Origin of the sequence: Micromonospora lacuserhaii (assembly GCF_036902735.1) — a bacterium.
Taxonomy (GTDB): domain Bacteria; phylum Actinomycetota; class Actinomycetes; order Mycobacteriales; family Micromonosporaceae; genus Micromonospora.
Genome location: NZ_JBAKHO010000012.1, coordinates 16,782 through 33,043, shown reverse-complemented (window position 1 = coordinate 33,043; position 16,262 = coordinate 16,782). Strand labels below are relative to the sequence as shown.

General features: G+C 73.1%; 16 protein-coding genes, 3 tRNA genes and 1 pseudogene. 11 read left to right on the top strand and 9 right to left on the bottom strand.

Annotated features, from left to right (window positions below):
* Positions 1–101 precede the first annotated feature (101 nt).
* Complete coding sequence (locus V6U81_RS11190; protein WP_334487904.1) at positions 102–809, top strand: glycosyltransferase family 2 protein; 708 nt, start codon at positions 102–104, stop codon at positions 807–809.
* On the opposite strand, the gene V6U81_RS11185 is transcribed toward V6U81_RS11190, so the two are convergent.
* Both V6U81_RS11185 and V6U81_RS11180 read right to left on the bottom strand, forming a co-directional pair.
* Positions 795–1,691, bottom strand: a complete 897-nt coding sequence (locus V6U81_RS11185; protein WP_334487901.1) for a transketolase family protein — start codon at positions 1,689–1,691, stop codon at positions 795–797. The genes V6U81_RS11190 and V6U81_RS11185 overlap by 15 nt on opposite strands.
* Positions 1,691–2,407 carry a transketolase gene (locus V6U81_RS11180; RefSeq protein WP_334487633.1) on the bottom strand — a complete coding sequence of 239 codons (717 nt, stop codon included), beginning with the start codon at positions 2,405–2,407 and terminating at the stop codon, positions 1,691–1,693. Before V6U81_RS11180 ends, V6U81_RS11185 begins: the two co-directional genes overlap by 1 nt.
* A 47-nt stretch (positions 2,408–2,454) precedes the next feature.
* Here V6U81_RS11180 and soxR point away from each other — a divergent pair, with 47 nt between their 5' ends.
* Both soxR and V6U81_RS11170 read left to right on the top strand, forming a co-directional pair.
* Complete coding sequence (soxR, locus tag V6U81_RS11175; protein ID WP_334487630.1) at positions 2,455–2,922, top strand: redox-sensitive transcriptional activator SoxR; 468 nt, start codon at positions 2,455–2,457, stop codon at positions 2,920–2,922.
* Positions 2,915–3,481, top strand: a complete 567-nt coding sequence (locus V6U81_RS11170) for a hypothetical protein (RefSeq protein ID WP_334487627.1) — start codon at positions 2,915–2,917, stop codon at positions 3,479–3,481. The genes soxR and V6U81_RS11170 overlap by 8 nt, the downstream gene beginning before the upstream one ends.
* Here V6U81_RS11170 and V6U81_RS11165 read toward each other — a convergent pair.
* Entirely contained in the window at positions 3,468–4,445 is a 978-nt protein-coding gene (locus V6U81_RS11165) for an NAD(P)H-quinone oxidoreductase (protein ID WP_334487624.1), read from the bottom strand. The two genes, V6U81_RS11170 and V6U81_RS11165, sit on opposite strands and share 14 nt — an antisense overlap.
* A 207-nt stretch (positions 4,446–4,652) precedes the next feature.
* Here V6U81_RS11165 and V6U81_RS11160 point away from each other — a divergent pair.
* Positions 4,653–4,739, top strand: a tRNA-Ser gene (locus V6U81_RS11160).
* 79 nt (positions 4,740–4,818) lie between these two features.
* Here V6U81_RS11160 and V6U81_RS11155 read toward each other — a convergent pair.
* Positions 4,819–5,352 carry a hypothetical protein gene (locus V6U81_RS11155; protein WP_334487620.1) on the bottom strand — a complete coding sequence of 178 codons (534 nt, stop codon included), beginning with the start codon at positions 5,350–5,352 and terminating at the stop codon, positions 4,819–4,821.
* 159 nt (positions 5,353–5,511) lie between these two features.
* On the opposite strand from V6U81_RS11155, the gene V6U81_RS11150 reads away from it, so the two are divergent.
* A complete protein-coding gene (locus V6U81_RS11150) occupies positions 5,512–6,045 on the top strand; it encodes a YbhB/YbcL family Raf kinase inhibitor-like protein (protein ID WP_334487618.1) in 534 nt (177 codons plus the stop codon).
* A gap of 100 nt (positions 6,046–6,145) precedes the next feature.
* On the opposite strand, the gene V6U81_RS11145 is transcribed toward V6U81_RS11150, so the two are convergent.
* A complete protein-coding gene (locus V6U81_RS11145; protein WP_334487616.1) occupies positions 6,146–6,856 on the bottom strand; it encodes a class I SAM-dependent methyltransferase in 711 nt (236 codons plus the stop codon).
* A 213-nt stretch (positions 6,857–7,069) separates the two neighbouring features.
* Here V6U81_RS11145 and V6U81_RS11140 point away from each other — a divergent pair, with 213 nt between their 5' ends.
* Positions 7,070–8,896, top strand: coding sequence for a DUF6311 domain-containing protein (locus V6U81_RS11140; protein WP_334487613.1), 1,827 nt, complete (start codon positions 7,070–7,072; stop codon positions 8,894–8,896).
* Positions 8,897–8,902: 6 nt separating this feature from the next.
* On the opposite strand, the gene V6U81_RS11135 is transcribed toward V6U81_RS11140, so the two are convergent.
* On the bottom strand, positions 8,903–9,682 hold the full coding sequence (locus V6U81_RS11135) for a hypothetical protein (RefSeq protein WP_334487610.1): 780 nt from the start codon (positions 9,680–9,682) through the stop codon (positions 8,903–8,905).
* Positions 9,683–9,979: 297 nt separating this feature from the next.
* Between V6U81_RS11135 and V6U81_RS11130 the strand changes: the two genes are divergently transcribed.
* On the top strand, positions 9,980–11,479 hold the full coding sequence (locus tag V6U81_RS11130; protein WP_334487607.1) for a peptide deformylase: 1,500 nt from the start codon (positions 9,980–9,982) through the stop codon (positions 11,477–11,479).
* A gap of 77 nt (positions 11,480–11,556) precedes the next feature.
* Here V6U81_RS11130 and V6U81_RS11125 read toward each other — a convergent pair whose 3' ends face one another.
* Positions 11,557–12,675 carry a globin domain-containing protein gene (locus V6U81_RS11125; RefSeq protein ID WP_334487605.1) on the bottom strand — a complete coding sequence of 373 codons (1,119 nt, stop codon included), beginning with the start codon at positions 12,673–12,675 and terminating at the stop codon, positions 11,557–11,559.
* Positions 12,676–12,795: 120 nt separating this feature from the next.
* Here V6U81_RS11125 and V6U81_RS11120 point away from each other — a divergent pair, with 120 nt between their 5' ends.
* The gene (locus V6U81_RS11120; RefSeq protein ID WP_334487602.1) at positions 12,796–13,569 is read left to right on the top strand and encodes a CPBP family intramembrane glutamic endopeptidase; all 774 of its coding nucleotides are present in this window, start codon (positions 12,796–12,798) and stop codon (positions 13,567–13,569) included.
* Here V6U81_RS11120 and V6U81_RS11115 read toward each other — a convergent pair.
* Positions 13,556–14,713, bottom strand: coding sequence for a hypothetical protein (locus V6U81_RS11115; RefSeq protein WP_334487600.1), 1,158 nt, complete (start codon positions 14,711–14,713; stop codon positions 13,556–13,558). The two genes, V6U81_RS11120 and V6U81_RS11115, sit on opposite strands and share 14 nt — an antisense overlap.
* A gap of 106 nt (positions 14,714–14,819) precedes the next feature.
* Here V6U81_RS11115 and V6U81_RS11110 point away from each other — a divergent pair, with 106 nt between their 5' ends.
* The 3 genes from V6U81_RS11110 to V6U81_RS11100 all read left to right on the top strand — a co-directional run bounded on the left by V6U81_RS11110 (position 14,820) and on the right by V6U81_RS11100 (position 15,616).
* A complete protein-coding gene (locus V6U81_RS11110) occupies positions 14,820–15,320 on the top strand; it encodes a hypothetical protein (RefSeq protein WP_334487597.1) in 501 nt (166 codons plus the stop codon).
* Positions 15,321–15,415: 95 nt separating this feature from the next.
* Positions 15,416–15,506 (top strand) — tRNA-Ser (locus V6U81_RS11105).
* A 37-nt stretch (positions 15,507–15,543) separates the two neighbouring features.
* A tRNA-Arg gene (locus V6U81_RS11100) sits at positions 15,544–15,616 on the top strand.
* Between the two features lie 77 nt (positions 15,617–15,693).
* Here the strand turns inward: V6U81_RS11100 and V6U81_RS11095 are convergent.
* A pseudogene (locus V6U81_RS11095) lies at positions 15,694–16,179 on the bottom strand (site-specific integrase); the annotation flags it as partial.
* Positions 16,180–16,262: the final 83 nt, after the last annotated feature.

Genomic DNA, 16,262 nt, shown 5'->3' with positions numbered 1-16,262 from the left:
GGCCCTGTGCTGACGCCGGCCGCCCGTGGTGGCGGCCTCGATACGCCTGGCCAGCCAGGCTACGCTAGGGCCGATTTACTGTCGCCACCGTGGAGATCCCCGTGAAGCTCTCGATCCTCATGCCGGTCTACAACGAGGAAGAACGCATCGCGGATGCCCTCAAGCAGGCATTGGCGGTCGACTATCCGTGCGAGATCGAGCTGGTCGTGGTCGACGACGGCAGCCGGGACGGCACCGGGGAGATCCTCGACCGGGCCGACGACGCGCGGCTTCGGGTGATCACCCACCAGCGCAACGCCGGCAAGGGTGCGGCGATCAGGACGGCGGTCGACGCCGCCGACGGCGAGTACATGGTCATCCTGGACGCGGACCTGGAGTACGACCCGCAGGACATCCCCCGGCTGCTCGCCCCGGTGCTCGACGGCCGCGCCGACGTGGTCTACGGAAATCGGACCTTCGGCAGCCACAGTGCCTACAGCTTCTGGTACGTGATGGGCAACAAGGGCGTCACGATGGCCGCCAACGTGCTCTTCAACTCCTACATCGGCGACCTGGAGACCTGCTTCAAGCTGATGCCGGTGGAGCTCTACCGCTCGCTGGAGATCCGGTCCCGGGGGTTCGGCATGGAGGCGGAGGTGACCGGCAAGCTGCTGCGCCGCCGGATCCGCCCGTACGAGGTGCCGATCAGCTACCGGGCCCGCGGTCGCGAGGAGGGCAAGAAGATCACCTGGAAGGACGGCGTCGAGGCGCTCTTCATCCTCGGCCGGGAGCGCACCCGCCGCCGTCCCGCCCGGTCAACCGCGCGCTGACCCGGCCGGCGTCAGGAAGTCGGCCACCGACCGGCGCAGGCCGGCCGCGTCCAGCCCGTGCCAGCGGGTGTGGTCCTCGGCCGAGCCGTACCTACGTAGTTCCGACCGCCCCACGCCCAGGCTGAGCAGCCGGTGCGGCCGGTCGGCCAGCGCCTCGGAGACCACCCGCGCCGACGTGCCCGCCAGGTAGGGCTCGACCAGGATCACCTCCGTGCCGGCCAGCGCCCGCAGGCCCGCCACGTCGAACGGCCGCGGCCGGTGGGTGTACGCCACGGTGACCGGCAGGTCGGCCACCGCGGCGAGCGCCGCGTCGCGTACCGGCCCGACCGCCACCACCAGCGCCGCGCCCGGCCCGGCGTCGCGCACCACCCGCAGCTCGCCCGCCTCCGGGTACGCCCGTGCGTTGGTCTGCGTCGACAACCGCAGGTATGCCGAGTCCCGCCCGCAGACCGCGCTCCGCAGCAGCCCCGGCACCTCGTCCGGGTGCCCGGGCACGTGCACCGTCCAGCCGTTCAGGGTGTCGATCAGGCTCACGTCCGCCGGGGAGAGGTGGGTGCGCCCGGCGGCCGCCCGGTCGTACGACGCCCCGATGCTCACCAGCACCGCACCGACGCCCTGGTGGTCCAGGTCCAGCTTGATCTGCTCGTACGCCCGCTCGACCAGGAACGGGGCGTAGCTGTGCACGATCGGGCGCTGCCCGGTCAGCGCCAGCCCACCGGCCACGCCCACCATCAACTGCTCCCGGATGCCCACGTTCAGCACCCGGTCGGGGTGCCGCCGGGCGGCCGGGGCGAACGACGCGGCGGAGATGTCCGCCAGCACGATCGTGGTCCGCGGGTCGTCCAGCAGGGCGGTGGCGGTGTCGACGAAGTTCTCCCGCATCATGGCTGTTCCCCCTCGGTGACGACCGCGACGACGACGTGCGGGCGCTGCCCGTCGTGCCCGGTCAGGGCGGCGTGCAGGGCGTCGTGGTCCCGTCCGTCGACGGTGGCGCCGGTCCAGCCGTTGACGGTGAACCGGCTGGCCGCCCCGCCCGGCCAGCCGTGGCTGGCGGAGCGGTTGTCTGCCACGATCGCGGTCAGGTTGCCCAGGCCGGTGGCGCCGGCGTACGCGATCGCCTCGTGGTTCGACCCCTCGTCGAGCTCGGCGTCGCCGAGCAGCACGTACACCCGGGGGTCGGGGCGGTTCTGGGCACGCAGCCCGAGCGCGGTGCCCACGCCCAGCCCGAGGCCGTGGCCGAGCGAGCCGGAGCCGATCTCGACCCCGGGCACCAGCAACCGGTCGGGATGGTCACCGAGCCGGCTGTCCGGGCCGCCCTGGTCGTCCAGCCAGTCGGCGGGAACGAAACCCTTGGCGGCGAGGACGGCGTAGTAGCCGGCGACGGCGTGGCCCTTGGAGAGCAGGAAGCGGTCCCGCTCGGGGTCGTCGACGGTCGCCGGGGTGGTCCGCAGGATCCGGTCGTAGAGCACCCAGAGCACGTCGATGGTGGAGTACACGTTGGCGCCGTACTTGCGGCCGGCGCGCAGCCGTTCCAGCGGCGCGGCGACCGGCCCCGGAAGGGTGTGGCCGGGTGGGGCGGTGGCGGTCGTGGTGGTCATGCCGCTAGCCTGCAAGTTGAAGTTCACTTCAACTCAAGGCGAGTGTGATGTACGAGTCTCTCACCATCGGGCAGCTCGCGGCCCGCAGCGGCGTCGCACCCTCGGCGCTGCGCTACTACGAGCGGCTCGGTCTGATCCGTGCCGAGCGCACCGGCGGCAACCAGCGCCGGTACGCCCGCACCGAGCTGCGCCGGGTGGCCTTCGTCCGGATCTCCCAGCAGGTCGGAGTCTCCCTCGACGAGATCCGGGAGGCGCTGGATTCGCTGCCGTCGGCACGGACCCCCACCCCCGAGGACTGGGCCGCGCTCTCCCGCACCTGGCAGGAGCGGCTGGACGAGAAGATCCGGCTGCTCGGCAAGCTCCGCGACGACCTGGACGGCTGCATCGGCTGCGGCTGCCTGTCGCTGACGCGCTGCACCCTCTACAACCCGGAGGACTCGCTCGCCGGCGAGGGGCCGGGTGCCCGGCTGGTGCTGCCCCGCCCGGCCGAGCCGACGGTCGGCCACCGTGGGTGAGCCCTGGTTCGACCCGGGTCGACCGCCGGCCGACGCCACCGTCGCCACGTTCCTGGCGGGCCTGCGCTCCCGGGTCGCTGCGCTGGAGGCGGTCGGGGTGTCCGCCGTGGAGACGATGTGTCTCCTCGACACCGACGGCCGCGGCGTCATCGTCACCGTCGACTGGGACGTCCCGAGCCTCCCCGAGGAGCAGAGCCTCCAGCTCGCCCTCCGGATCCCGGAGCAGGACGATTGCGAGGTGACCGGCTGCCTCGGCGACCACTACCTGATGGACTCCTACGCAGCGGACGATCCCGACTGTCTCACGCTGCGTGACCCCGACCCGGACCGCTGCGCGGCGGCGGCCGTGGAGTGGCTGACCGACCACCTGACCCGCCCCGTGGTGCGCGACGAGTGGTGGCACGCCGGCATGGTCGTCCGGCAGCGGTGGCACTTCGACGGGTCGGACGTGCCCGTCGTCCGGGACCGGTGGACGGGGTGGCGCGGTTGGTGGGGCTACCTGGCCGACCGCGGGGCGCCGGACCGTACCGTCGTGGTCCGGGACGTCAGCCGACCGTGAGCAGCACCTTGCCCACGTGCTCGTTCGACTCCACCAGGCGGTGCGCCTGCGCCGCGTCGGTGATAGGTATCCGCCGGTCCACGATCGGCCGGACCGCACCCGACTCGACCAGCGGCCAGACCTGCTCCCGGACGCCCCGGACGATCTCCGCCTTGTCGTCCAGCGGGCGGGAGCGCAGCGCGGTGGCCGCCACGGTGGCCCGCTTGGCCAGCAGCGCGCCCAGGTCCAGCTCGCCCTTGCGGCCGCCCTGCATCCCGATCACCACCAGCCGTCCGCCGTCGGCCAGCGCCGTCACGTTCCGCCCCAGGTAGGAGGCGCCCATGATGTCGAGGATGACGTCGGCGCCCCGGCCGTCGGTGACCCGGCGGACCTCCTCGACGAAGTCCTGCTCCCGGTAGTCGATGGTGTGCGCGGCGCCCAGCTCGCGCAGCCGCTCGTGCTTGGCCGTCCGCGCCGTCACCAGCACGGTCGCGCCGAGCGCGGTGCCCAGCTGGATGGCGAAGGTGCCGATCCCGCTGCCGCCGCCGTGCACCAGCAGCGTCTCGCCCCGGCCCAGCCGGGCCAGCCGCACCACGTTCGACCAGACCGTGCAGGCCACCTCCGGCAGCGCCGCCGCGTCGACCAGGTCGACGCCGGCCGGCACCGGCAGCAGCTGCCCGGCCGGCACGGCCACCCGCTCGGCGTAGCCGCCGCCGGCCAGCAGCGCGCAGACCTCCTGACCGACCTGCCAGCCGGGCACGTCCGCGCCGACCGCGCTGACCACCCCGGAGCACTCCAGCCCGGGGTACGCGGGCGCGCCCGGCGGTGGTGGGTAGTGCCCCTGCCGCTGGAGCAGGTCCGCCCGGTTCACCGCGCTCGCGCGGACGTCGACGACCACCTCACCCGGGCCGGGCTCGGGGTCGGGCACCTCAGCCCAGACGAGTGCCTCGGGTCCGCCGGGTTCCGGGATCGTGATCGCGCGCATGGCCCAGTCTTACCCGATCCGCGCGCCGGCCCACGCCGGGGCCGCGATATCCCCCGACCGGGATTCCGCCCACAGTGGACCGGCGGGCCGTCCCGATCCTGGTGACCGGCCGTCCCGCCGCGCGTCCGGGGGGTGGGAGGCCGGTTCGCCCGGCCGGCGGCCATGGCAGACTAGAACCGGTCGCGTACCCCTCGGGGCGCGCGTCCGGGAGGGTTCGCCTAGTGGCCGATGGCGCTGGTCTTGAAAACCGGTAAGGCAGCGATGTCTTCGTGGGTTCGAATCCCACACCCTCCGCTCCCGACCGACAGAGGCTCCCTGGCCAGCGCGAACGCCGGTCGGGGATCGGCCAGGTCAGACAGCCCGGCGATGCGGGTCAGCAGCGGTTCACGGTGCCGGCGCCACACAGGGGCGGAGCCTCGATGCGGCAGACCTTCCAGCCGCCGTCGATGCCTCCTTCCTCCGTGGTGTGGAAGCGCCACCGCTGGGCGGGGCCCTCGACGAAGCTGACCCCTCCCGTCGCCGGATCGATCTGCGTCACCCGGAAGTTCACCATCGCGGAGACCGTGTCCTCCGAGTCGCTCGTGCGCCAGTCGGACGACTCGACCTCGAGGCCGAAGTTGGCCTGCGACTCGACCTGTTCGCGCAGCTTCCGCGCTTCCCGGAACAGGTCGTCGCGGCTGTCGCCGCACAGGCATCGGTTGATCTCGAGACCGTCGCCCGACTCGAACACGGCCTCGAGGTAGGCATCGGCCGCGGCGGCGGGCGTCGTCTCGCCCCGTTCGGCCTGGAACGTCCGCACCACCGCCCACCTTGCCGGCCCGCCGACGCACGTCACCGTGGCGGCGATGGTGGCGGCGGTGACGGCCCTGGCGCGCCAGGAACGCCCACTGGGGGACATCGCGATCATGGAGCGAGATTAATGGTCCGACCCGGCCGGGGACAGGTCCGCGCGGCGGCGGAACCGTTCGGCGCGTTCTCCGTCACCACGGGCGCTTTCGGTTCGTTTGGGCGGCGGGGCGGGGTATGAAGGGCAGCAGAGACCTCACGCGTACCGGAAGGACCTCCGATGACCCTGGAACGACCGATCGCCCCGGACCCGTACGAGCTGCTGCCGACCGTCTCGTCGTTCAACCTGACCAGTGACGACGTGCACAACGGCGAGCCGATGGACGCGCGGTACGCGCACGACAGCGCCGGCGGCGAGAACATCTCCCCGCAGTTGGCCTGGTCGGGCTTCCCGGCCGAGACGAAGAGCTTCGTCGTCACCTGCTTCGACCCGGACGCCCCGACCGGCAGCGGCTTCTGGCACTGGGTGCTGGTCGACGTCCCCGCGTCGGTGACCGAGCTGCCGACCTCCGTGAAGGAGTCCGACCTCGGTGGCGCGTTCAGCGTCCGCAACGACTACGGCGACACCGGCTACGGCGGCGCCGCCCCACCGCCCGGCGACCGACCGCACCGCTACGTCTTCGCGGTGCACGCGCTGGATGTCGAGCGCCTCGACGTCGGCCCGAACGCGTCTCCCGCGTACGTCGGCTTCAACCTGGCCTTCCACACCCTGGCCCGGGCGGTCATCCGCCCGACGTACCAGATCAAGGAGTGACCCCCACATCCTCCGCGATCTTGCAGTTTCGGCCCCGACGTATCGGGCGAAAGCCGCTAACCAGGGGCGCAAAGTGCAAGATCGCGGGGGCGGGGGCGGGTCAGGCGGGGACGCGGGCGACCGCGAAGACGGACTGGCCGAAGGGGGGTCGGACGAGCTGCTCCGCCGCCTTGGTGGCGGGCAGGACCAGGGTGTCGTAGACCTTGACCATCGGGCCCTCCTTCGGCATCAGCCGGAAGACCTTGGTCGCCATGAAGTAGCCGATCAGGCCGAGCGCGTTGGCGTAGTGCATCGTCTCGACGTGCAGCCCGGCCTGGGTCATCGCCGCGGTCAGGGTCCGCTTCGTGTAGCGGCGCACGTGTCCGGTGGCGATGTCCGCCGGACCCATCGCGAACTGGAACGCCGGCACGATGATGATGACCTTGCCACCGGGCCGGACCAGGTCACGCATGCTGCTCAGGGCGCCCACGTGGTCCTCGATGTGCTCGAGGACGTTGTACGAGACCGCCGCGCTGTGGTTGCCGCCCTCGGGGTGCGGCAGCAGCATCTGCCGTACCTCGATGGTCGGCTCGCCGGCGAGGCGCTCCTTGAGCTGGACGAGCCGGTCGGGGTCGGCCTCGGTGGCGGTGAACCGGGGGACGTGCCGCGCCCACTCCAGGGCGTAGTCGCCCAGCCCGCTGCCGATCTCGATGGGGTCGTCACCGAGGTGGGGCACCGCCAGTTCGACGAACCACCTGCGGTGGTTGACCGCGGTGGCCAGGCCCTCCAGGACCTCCGACTGGACGCGCTGATCCCCAGTGATATCTGCCATGCGTCGATTCCTCACGGTGTGACTCGAACCGTGCCCGAACCGACAGGGGTGAATCCTCCGCGCGAGGGGCGGCGGAAACGGGACACCGAGGGGTGGCCGAATTGGGGGTCGGGGAGGGCACGTGATCGGCGGTCAGCGAACCCGGCAGATAGTACGCCAGTCCGCCGAATCATGTCACCTCGGCACCATACGGTGACTACTCTCTGAATTGCTATGACTACTCCCGAATCGGACCCCGGGGTCGAACGATCCGGCGTCGGGGACGCCGTGGTCGACGACGACCGTGGCGCGAGCCGGCGGGAGGGCCGACGGTGGGACGTCGCCGCGGTGCTCAGCTTCGTGTTGCTGGCGTTCTGGGTGACCGCCCGCTTCTGGCTGCGCCCCGGCAGTGGGGTCCGGGACAACCCGTCGGACCAGTCGCAGTTCGAGTGGATGATGGCGCACGGCGCACGAGTCGTGACGGAATGGGATTATCCATTCGCCACGCACCGGATGAACGTGCCGGACGGCGTGAACCTCATGGCCAACACGTCCGTATTATCCGTTTCAATCCCAATGACGCCCGTCACCGTCTTTTTCGGCCCGCACTGGTCATTTCTGCTCTTTCTCACGCTGGGAATGGCGGCCACCGGGGCCGCCTGGTACTTCTTCCTCTCCCGGGTGGTCACCGGGTCGCGCGGACCGGCCTGGCTGGGCGCCGCGTTCTGCGCCTTCGCCCCGGCGATGGTCTCGCACGCCAACGCCCACCCGAACATCGTGTCCCAGTTCGTGGTACCCCTGATCGCCTGGCGGACGCTGCGGCTGAACCAGCCGGGCCGGTGGCTGCGCAACGGTGTCCTGCTCGGCCTGCTGATCGTCTGGCAGGCCTTCCTCAACCTCGAGATCCTGCTGATGACCGCGATCGCGCTCGCCGGGGTGGTCGGCGCGCTCGCCCTCGGCCGACCCGAGCTGCGCCGGGGCGCCCGACCATTCCTCGCCGGCCTCGGCGTCGCCGCCGTCCTCTCCGCCGTGCTGCTGGCGTACCCGCTCTACGTCCAGCTCTTCGGCCCCGGCTCGTACCAGGGGCTGTCCCGGCTGATCCGCGGCTACCGCACCGACCTCGCGTCCTTCGTCGCGTTCTCCCGGGAGTCGCTGGCCGGCAACGCCCGGTCCGCCGAGCCACTGGCCCGCAACGCCACCGAGGAGAACTCCTTCTTCGGCTGGCCGCTGGTCGTCCTGTCTGTCGCGCTGGTCTGCTGGCTGTGGCGCAGCGCGCTGGTGCGTGGCCTGGCCGTCCTCGGCGTGTTCTTCGCGGTGCTCTCGCTGGGCCGGGAGGTCCAGCTCGGCGGGCGGGACACCGGCGTGCCCGCGCCCTGGGCGGTGCTGGAGAAGCTGCCGCTGCTGCACTCGGTGGTCCCCACCCGCTGGTCGCTGGCGATCACCCCGATCATCGGCGTGCTGCTCGCGCTCGGCGCGGAACGCGCCCGGCAGCTGATCCACCAGCACCCGGCCGCGGCGCCGCAGCTCCGGTTCGCCACGGTAACCGTGCTGCTGATGGCCCTGCTGCCGAACCTGCCGACCCCGCTGCCCGCCGTCGGGCTCGACCCGACCCCGGCCTTCGTGACCTCCGGCGCCTGGCGCCCGTACGTGGCCGGCGGGCGCAGCATCGTCACCCTGCCGCTGCCCGACACGAACTACGCCGACCCGCTGCGCTGGTCCGCCCGGACCGGGCTGGACATGCCGCTGGCCCGGGGCTACTTCCTCTACCCGGACACCCGCCCCCGGGCGCCGGAGCCGAACGCCGCGCTCTTCACCGCCCCGTACCGCCGGACCAGCAACTTCATCCGTGGCGTCGCGCGAACCGGGGCGATCCCGCCGATCACCCGCCGGGACCGGGTCGCGGCCGCGACCGACCTGCGCTACTGGCGGGCTGGCGCGGTCGTCCTCGGCCCGCAGCCCAACGCCGACGCGCTGCGCCGGGCGATGACCGACCTGACCGGGATCACCCCGACCTTCACCGGCGGGGTGTGGCTCTGGGACGTCCGGCCGCTTACCGACTGACCGGGGTCAGGAGGGGCGGACGCAGCAGCCCTGGCAGATCTTCGGCCGGGGCAGGGTGAAGGCCAGGCAACAGGTGCGCCGCTGCACGGTCGGCTCGTCGCCGGGACCGGGCACCAGCTCGACCAGGTCGGCGAGGTCCAGCGCGTCGAGCAGCGTCTCGACCGTGCGCACCGAGGAGCCCGGCAGCACGTCGGCCGCGCGCAGGATGCCGTGCGCGATGCCGGAGGCCACCGAGCCGAGCAGGGTACGGGCGCCGACCCGGACCTCCGCCTGGATCGCGGCGATCATGGGGTTCAGGTGGGCGTCGAGCAGCGAGGCGCGGAGCACCCGGAGCAGTTCCGCCTCGTCCGCGACGACCCGGACCCCCGGCTGGCCGGTGAGCGCCAGCGGGTCACCGGGGAGCACCGCGACCGTGGTCGAGCGGCGCAGACCCATGGTCAGCAGCTGGTGGTGGTCCTCGAAGTGGATCAGGACGTCGGCCGGGTCGAGCAGCGGCACCCGCCGGGCGGAGGCCCAGCCGAGCACCACCGGTAGGGCCGTCCAGTAGCTGTAGGACTTCCAGGCCAGCGCGGCGCAGGCGTGCGGGGTGCCGCCCCAGCGCCGGCCCGCGGCGGTCAGGAACTCGGGGAGCCGGGTGCCGTCGATCAGGGTGGTCGCCGGGCTCCAGCCGGCCTCGTCGGCCACCACCAGTCCGGGCGCGAGGCCGGGCAGCTCGTCGGTGCCGAACATGGCCCGCAGGGTGGCGGTCACCGGGGCGAGCGGGGGGACGACGTCCCGCCTCGGCATCACCGCTGTCACCTGGTCCGTCCCCTTGTCCGAAGTGCGTCCGTATAGCTAAGGCTAGCCTAACCACAGTTGTCGGCCCAGGGGAAGCGTCGCCGGCGGTGGATCGAGAGGCCCGGGTCACTCCGTCGACGTCGTCGGCGACGAACCGGCCCGGGCTCCGCGTACTACCCGGCCACTGAGGCCGGAAACCGCTACCCCCGCTGGCGGCGTTGTCAAGCCAAATGTCGGCAAAGTGCCAGTTCACTGCGACTCGGGGGAAGAACGTGAAGACTTGTCGTACCGGCCGTGAGGAAGCTGATGACGACCTCCCCCCTGGAGCGCGCCGCCGAGTCCTTCGCCGCTGAGCTCGCCCGGCACCGGACGGGGCGGCGACTCTCGAAGAAGCAGCTCGCCACCCTGATGGGCTTCGACCCGTCGTACGTCAGTCACGTCGAGGGGCGCCGGCACCGGCCCACCGAGGACTTCGCCCGCCGCGCCGAGGCCGTCCTCGACGCCGGCGGCGCAATCTGGCAGCGCTTCCGGGAGTACGACCAGCTGCGCCAGGCCCGCGCCAACCCGACCCCCCGCGAACCCGCCGCCCCCGGGCAGTGGCTGCCCCCCGGCACCGGCCTGCTGGTCGAACGCGAGACCGCCACCCTCACCCTCCTCGACGACGCCTACCGGTGCGAGGTGCGCCGCCAGCTCTGGAACGCCGGCACCGAGCCGGTGACCCGCTACCTGGTCCGGGTCGCCGTCGACCGCTGGCCCGACGACCCCGGCCGCTCCAACCGGCACCACCGGGAGCACCCGCTCACCTTCGCCGAGCTCCAGTTCCGGGCGCTGCGCGACGACGGCGGCACCCGGGACGCGATGCACTGGCGGGTCCGGCACGACCGCGACGCGTACAAGGAGATCTGGCTCCTCTTCGAGAACGCCGACGGCCCCTTCCCGCTGCACCCCGGCGAACGGGCCGAGGTCGAGTACGCCTACCGGGTGGGCCGCGAGAAGTGGGGCCCCTGGTTCCAGCGGGCCGTACGCCTGCCCACCCGGCACCTGGCGGTGCGGCTGGACGTCCCGGCGGCGCTCGACCCGCGGGTGTGGGGGGTGGAGACCTCCCTCTCCGCCGACGAGGGCCCGCTACGCACCCCGATCCGCCGGCACGACCGCGGCGACCGCGCCATCTTCGACTGGTCCACCGACGACCCGCCGCTCAACACCCGCTACCGCCTCCAGTGGCGGTTCCGCCGGGAACTTCCCGACGCCACCCGCCCGGCGGTCGGCGGCCGACCCGCCGACCGGAGACGCGACCTCGGCGTGCTGCCCCGCGACGCCGAGGCGCTGCGCCGCCCCGCCCGACCGTTCGACCTGCCCCGGGACGAGCCCGCCGCCCGCGAGGTGGTCGACCGGCTGACCGGCCTGCTCGACCGGGCCGACGAACTGCACCCGTTCCACGCCGGGCTGGGCCTCGCCGCACCACAGCTCGGCATCGACGCCGCCGCGGCCGTGGTCCGCCCTGCCGACCGGGCCGCCCCACCGGTCGTCCTGCTCAACCCCCGGGTGGTCGACACCAGCCCGGACACGGACGAGCAGTACGAGGGCTGCCTCTCCTACGTCGACCACCGGGGGCTGGTGCCCCGGCCGCTGCGGATCGACGTCGAGCACGCCCGCTGGGACGGCAGCCGGGTCATCACCTCGTTCGCGCACGGGATGGCCCGGCTGGTCGCCCACGAGGTCGACCACCTGGAGGGACGACTCTGGACCGACCGGATGACGCCCGGCGTGCCGCTGGTGCCGGTGGAGGAGTACCCCGGCCCCTGAGAGTGCCCAGTGCCAGGGGACCGGGTCGCGTGCCCCACGGGGCAGGGGCACGCGACCCGGTCGGGGGGAGGAGAGCTCTACAGGTTGCCGAAGGTGTCGTAGCGGATGTGCGTCGGCGGGACCTCGTCCTCGGCGAGCGCGCGCAGGGTGGCCCGGACCATCGCCGCCGAACCGGAGACGTAGCAGTCGTGCGTCGTCCACGGGCCGTACCGGGTGACCACCTCGGAGATGTCCCCCTGCTCACCGTCGAAGCCCGGGTCGTCGCTGCACGCCGGGGTCACCGACAGCCAGGGGTGCGCGGCGTGCAGTTCCTCCAGGCCGGCCAGCGCGTACAGGTCGTCGCGGTGCCGCGCGCCGTAGAAGACGTGCACCCAGCGGGTCCGGTTCCAGCCGGTCAACTCCTCCACCAGCGCCTTCACCGGGGCCAGGCCCACCCCGCCGGCCACGCAGAGGATGTCCCGGGTCGACTCCCGGTCCAGCGTCATCGAGCCCATCGGCGCGGCCACCCGCAGCAGGTCGCCCGGCTTGGTCCGGCGGACCAGCGCGCCGGAGACCCAACCCGCCCCCGCCGGCGTACGCACGTGGAACTCCAGCACGTTGTCGTCGTTCGGGGCGTTCGCCACCGAGTACGTCCGCCACACCTTGGGCAGGTGCCGGGGGACCTCGACGCTGACGTACTGGCCGGCCCGCCACGGCAGCGGGTGCTGGAGCGCGCGCACGGTCAGCACAGCGGTGTCCGGGCCGTGCCGCTCGTGGGTCAGCACCTCGGCGTGCCAGTACGGCGGGTTGTCGTCCTCCGCCGCCCCGGCCACCATCGTCTTCGTGATCGACGCGTACGCGTCCCGCCAGGCCTGGTCGTACTCCAGGTTCCAGCCGTCGCCGGCGGTGCTGCGCAGCGCGTCCAGCAGCGCGACCCCCATCGTCGCGTAGTGCGCGGCTTCCACGTGGTACTTGCGGTGGTCGCGGCCGAGCGAGCGCAGGTACTCGTCGAAGCTCTCCGGGTCGTCGACGACCTGCGTGGCGGCGACGATCGCGTCCAGGATCCGGTCGCCCTGACCGGTCATCTGGGCCGGGAAGTGCTGGCGCAGCGCCGGGTCGAGGAGGAACAGCCGGGCGTAGAAGTGAGCGCTGAGCCGGTCCCGATTCTCCTCGACCAGGGTCCAGCTCTCCTTCAGCAGCTTCGCGACGTTGTCCACGGGGTGCTCCTCCTCCTGACGCGGATCGGGCCCACATAGAATGTCCACGGAGCGTGCGCGCCGGTCGCACAGACTGTGCGACCGTTCCCGTCGTTCCCACCGGTGCGGCACAGTGGTGCGGTGACCGTCGACGAGCTGACCCGCCCGACCACCCGCCGGGTGCTGGGCACCGAGACGCTGCTGGTGCTCGGCCTGTCGCTCGGGCAGTCGGCCGTCTACGCGCTGGTGTCGCTGATCGCGAAGCTGACCGCCGCGGGGCCGCTGTCGAAGCAGACCGCCTCGCTCAACACCTCGCAGTCCGCCCGGCCGTACCTGGACCTGACGTACCAGCTGCTCGGCATCGCCTTCGCGCTGCTGCCGGTGCTGCTCGCCGTACACCTGCTGGCGCGGGACCCGGGCGACCCGGCCCGGACCCTCGGCGTCGACCTGCGCCGCCCCGGCACCGACCTGGCCCGCGGCGCCGGCCTCGCGGCGCTGATCGGGCTGCCCGGCCTGGCGTTGTTCTGGGCCGCCGCACAGCTCGGCGTGAACGCCACGCTGGTCCCCGCCGGCCTGCCGCACCTGTGGTGGGCGGTGCCGGTGCTGATCCTCGCCGCCGTGCAGAACGCCGTGCTGGAGGAGGTGATCGTGGTCGGCTACCTGGTCACCCGGCTGCGCCAGTTCCAGTGGCGGCTCGGCGCGGTGATCGCCGCGAGCGCGCTGCTGCGCGGCTCGTACCACCTCTACCAGGGCTTCGGCGCGTTCCTCGGCAACGCCGTGATGGGCGTCGTGTTCAGCCTCTTCTACCTGCGCACGAAGCGGGTGATGCCGCTGATCGTGGCGCACACCCTGCTCGACGTGGTCGCCTTCGTCGGCTACTCGCTGCTGCCGAAGGCGTGGTTCAGCTGGCTCTGACCGGCCGGTAGACGGCCACCGCCCGGGCCGCCAGCCGTTCGGCCGCGGCGGCATCCCCGGCCGCCGTGGCGAGCACCGCCGCCCCGGGCAGCAGCCGGGACGCCAGCCGCAGCGCCGCCCAACCGCCGGCCTGCACGGCCAGCGGCGCGGCGAGCCGCCAGGCCGCCTCCACCGCCCGCGGCCACGGCCGGTCCCCCGGGCCGTCCGCCGCCCGGGCCGCGTCCAGGGCGGTGCGCGCGCTCTCCCCGTCCGGGTGCACCTGGGTCAGCACCAGCAGCTCCACCGCCCGGTCCGGGTGCAGCGGATCCCGGCCGTACGCCGCCGCCAGGTGCAGCACCAGGCCCGCCTGGGTCCAGAGCACCGCCACCAGCTCCGCCGCCGGCGCGAAGAGCCCGGCCACCGCCGCGGCCGCGCCACCCGCCCCGGCCGCCCGCACGTACCGCCGGGTGGCGAGCCGGGCCAGGCCGTCCGGACCCGCATCGGGGTACGCCTCGCGGAGACCGTGCGCCCAGTCCCGGGCGCGCGGCCCGACCGCCTCGACGGCGGCCAGGGCGAGCAGCTCCGGCGCGAAACCCGGGTGGTCCAGCAGCCGGGTCCGCAGCTCCGCCAACCCCAGTTCCCGGGTACGCCCCGACGGGCTGGCCTCGGCCGTCGCCCGCGTGCCGGCAGCCGGCGTCACCACTGCGGCGTCCTTCGTCCTCGTGGCGGCGGTCGGCTCGACCGTCGGGGGCTTGGCGGCGTCCGACATCGTGGTATCGGTCCTGGCGGTGGCCGTTTCGGCGTTCGTCTGCGCCGGGTCGCCTGGCAGGCCGGCCGGTGGTGCGACGTCCGGCTCGGTCACCGGCGGCGCGGGTGGTGGGCCGGCGGTCTTCCTGGCCGTGGCCTTCTTCGGGGGAGTCGCCTTCTTCGCGGCCGGGGCCTTCACCAGGGAGGCATCCGCCCCGGCCACCGGGGTCGCCTTCTTCGTGGCGCGCCGGCGGCGCGGCGCCGATTCGCCCGGTTCCTCGCCGCCGGCGGCCCCGAGCCGGGGCGCCGCCGCCTCCGCGACCACCTCGCCGGAGCTCACCGGACCGGTCGGTTCCGCCGCGCCGGTCGGGACCGTCGCTGCGGCCTCCGGCCTCGGGGCGTCGGTGGCATCGGACACCGCAGCGGCTCCCGCTTGGCGCGCGGCGCCTTCGGAGGCCGGAGCCTGGGACGAGTCATCAAGGGCGTTCGCCGTGCCCTGCCCGGGAGTCACGGCGCCGCGTCGGGTGGCCGAGGTCGCCTTCCGGGGCCGGGCCGAGGGCCCATCCTCCGCCCCGGCGGCCCGCCGGGCTCGCGCCGTACCGGACCTGCTCCTCGCCCCGGTGGGCGGTGCCGCCGTGACGCTGCTCTCCTCGGCGGCGGCCTCGACACCTGCCGGGGCCGGAGGCGCCGCCTCGGGCTCCGGCTTCGTCGGACGGGACTCCGCCGGGCCCGAGGCGGCCGTACGCGGGAACCGCTCGGCCCCGCCCTGCCGGGGCAACGCCTCGTCCGGGACGGGGGGCTGGAACAGCACCGTCGGCGCGGGCCTCGGGCGTGGCTTCCGGGGCGGTGCCGACATGGGCTCCTCGGCCGGCGGGAACGCCTTCGCCGGAGTCGGCGGCGGGGTGAAGGTGGCCTTCGGGGAGCGGCTCCGCGCCTGCTCGCGGGGCGGGTCGCTCGGCGGCTGCTCCTGCATGTCGATGGAGCGTAGTCTCGAATGTGACCCCGCACACGATGGAAACGCCTGAGCCGGAGACCCGCCTCGCCCGCGCCGCGGTAGTCGCTTTGCTCCCGGTGGGGGCGGACCTGTATCCTCGTCCGCGGTGGTCCGCAGGGTCACCAGGGAGACTTCGCCTAGTCTGGTCTATGGCGCCGCACTGCTAATGCGGTTGGGGTCTTAAAGCCCCTCCCGGGTTCGAATCCCGGAGTCTCCGCGCGAAAGTCGGTCGTGTAGGCTGGCTGAGCAACCGGGCGCCCGTAGCTCAACGGATAGAGCATCTGACTACGGATCAGAAGGTTAGGGGTTCGAGTCCCTTCGGGCGCACAGCAGGTCAAGGGCCAGTTTCCCAGCACGGGAGACCGGCCCTTGATCTTTCTGACCCCCACGGCTGACCCCTACGCCTACGCGTCGAAGAGGAAGCCGAGCCGGTCGACGAAGTCCTGCTGCACCCGGCGTGTCGCCTCCACGTAGATCGACTTGGTGACCTTAGGGGAGCTGTGCCCGAGCACGTCTTGAATCCGTTCGAGCGGCACGCCCTGGTCGTAAAGCAGCGTCGCGCACGAATGACGCAGGTCATGCACCCGAATGCGCCGGACTCCCGCCCGCTCGCTCAACTGGTCGAAGTGCCGATTGATGTTGCGGGGCTCGATCGGAGTGCCGATCTTCGTGGTGAACAGCAATCCATGCTCTTGCCAGCGGTCCCCGGCCGCCTCCCGCTCCGTCCGTTGCGGCGCCCGATGACCGCGCAGCACGTCGACCAGACTGAGCGGCAGAGCCACGGCCCGCTCTGAGCCGTCCGTCTTCACCGGCCCGAACCGGAGCTCCCCGCCGGTGCGTTGCAGCGACTGCCGAACGCGGAGCACGTTGTCGACCAGGTCCACGTCGACCCATCGCGGCCGGCATCGCGCTGGTCCTTGCCGGGATCACCCTCACCCGGAAGCGGTCGGCCGAGAAGCGGTAGGAGCTGTGA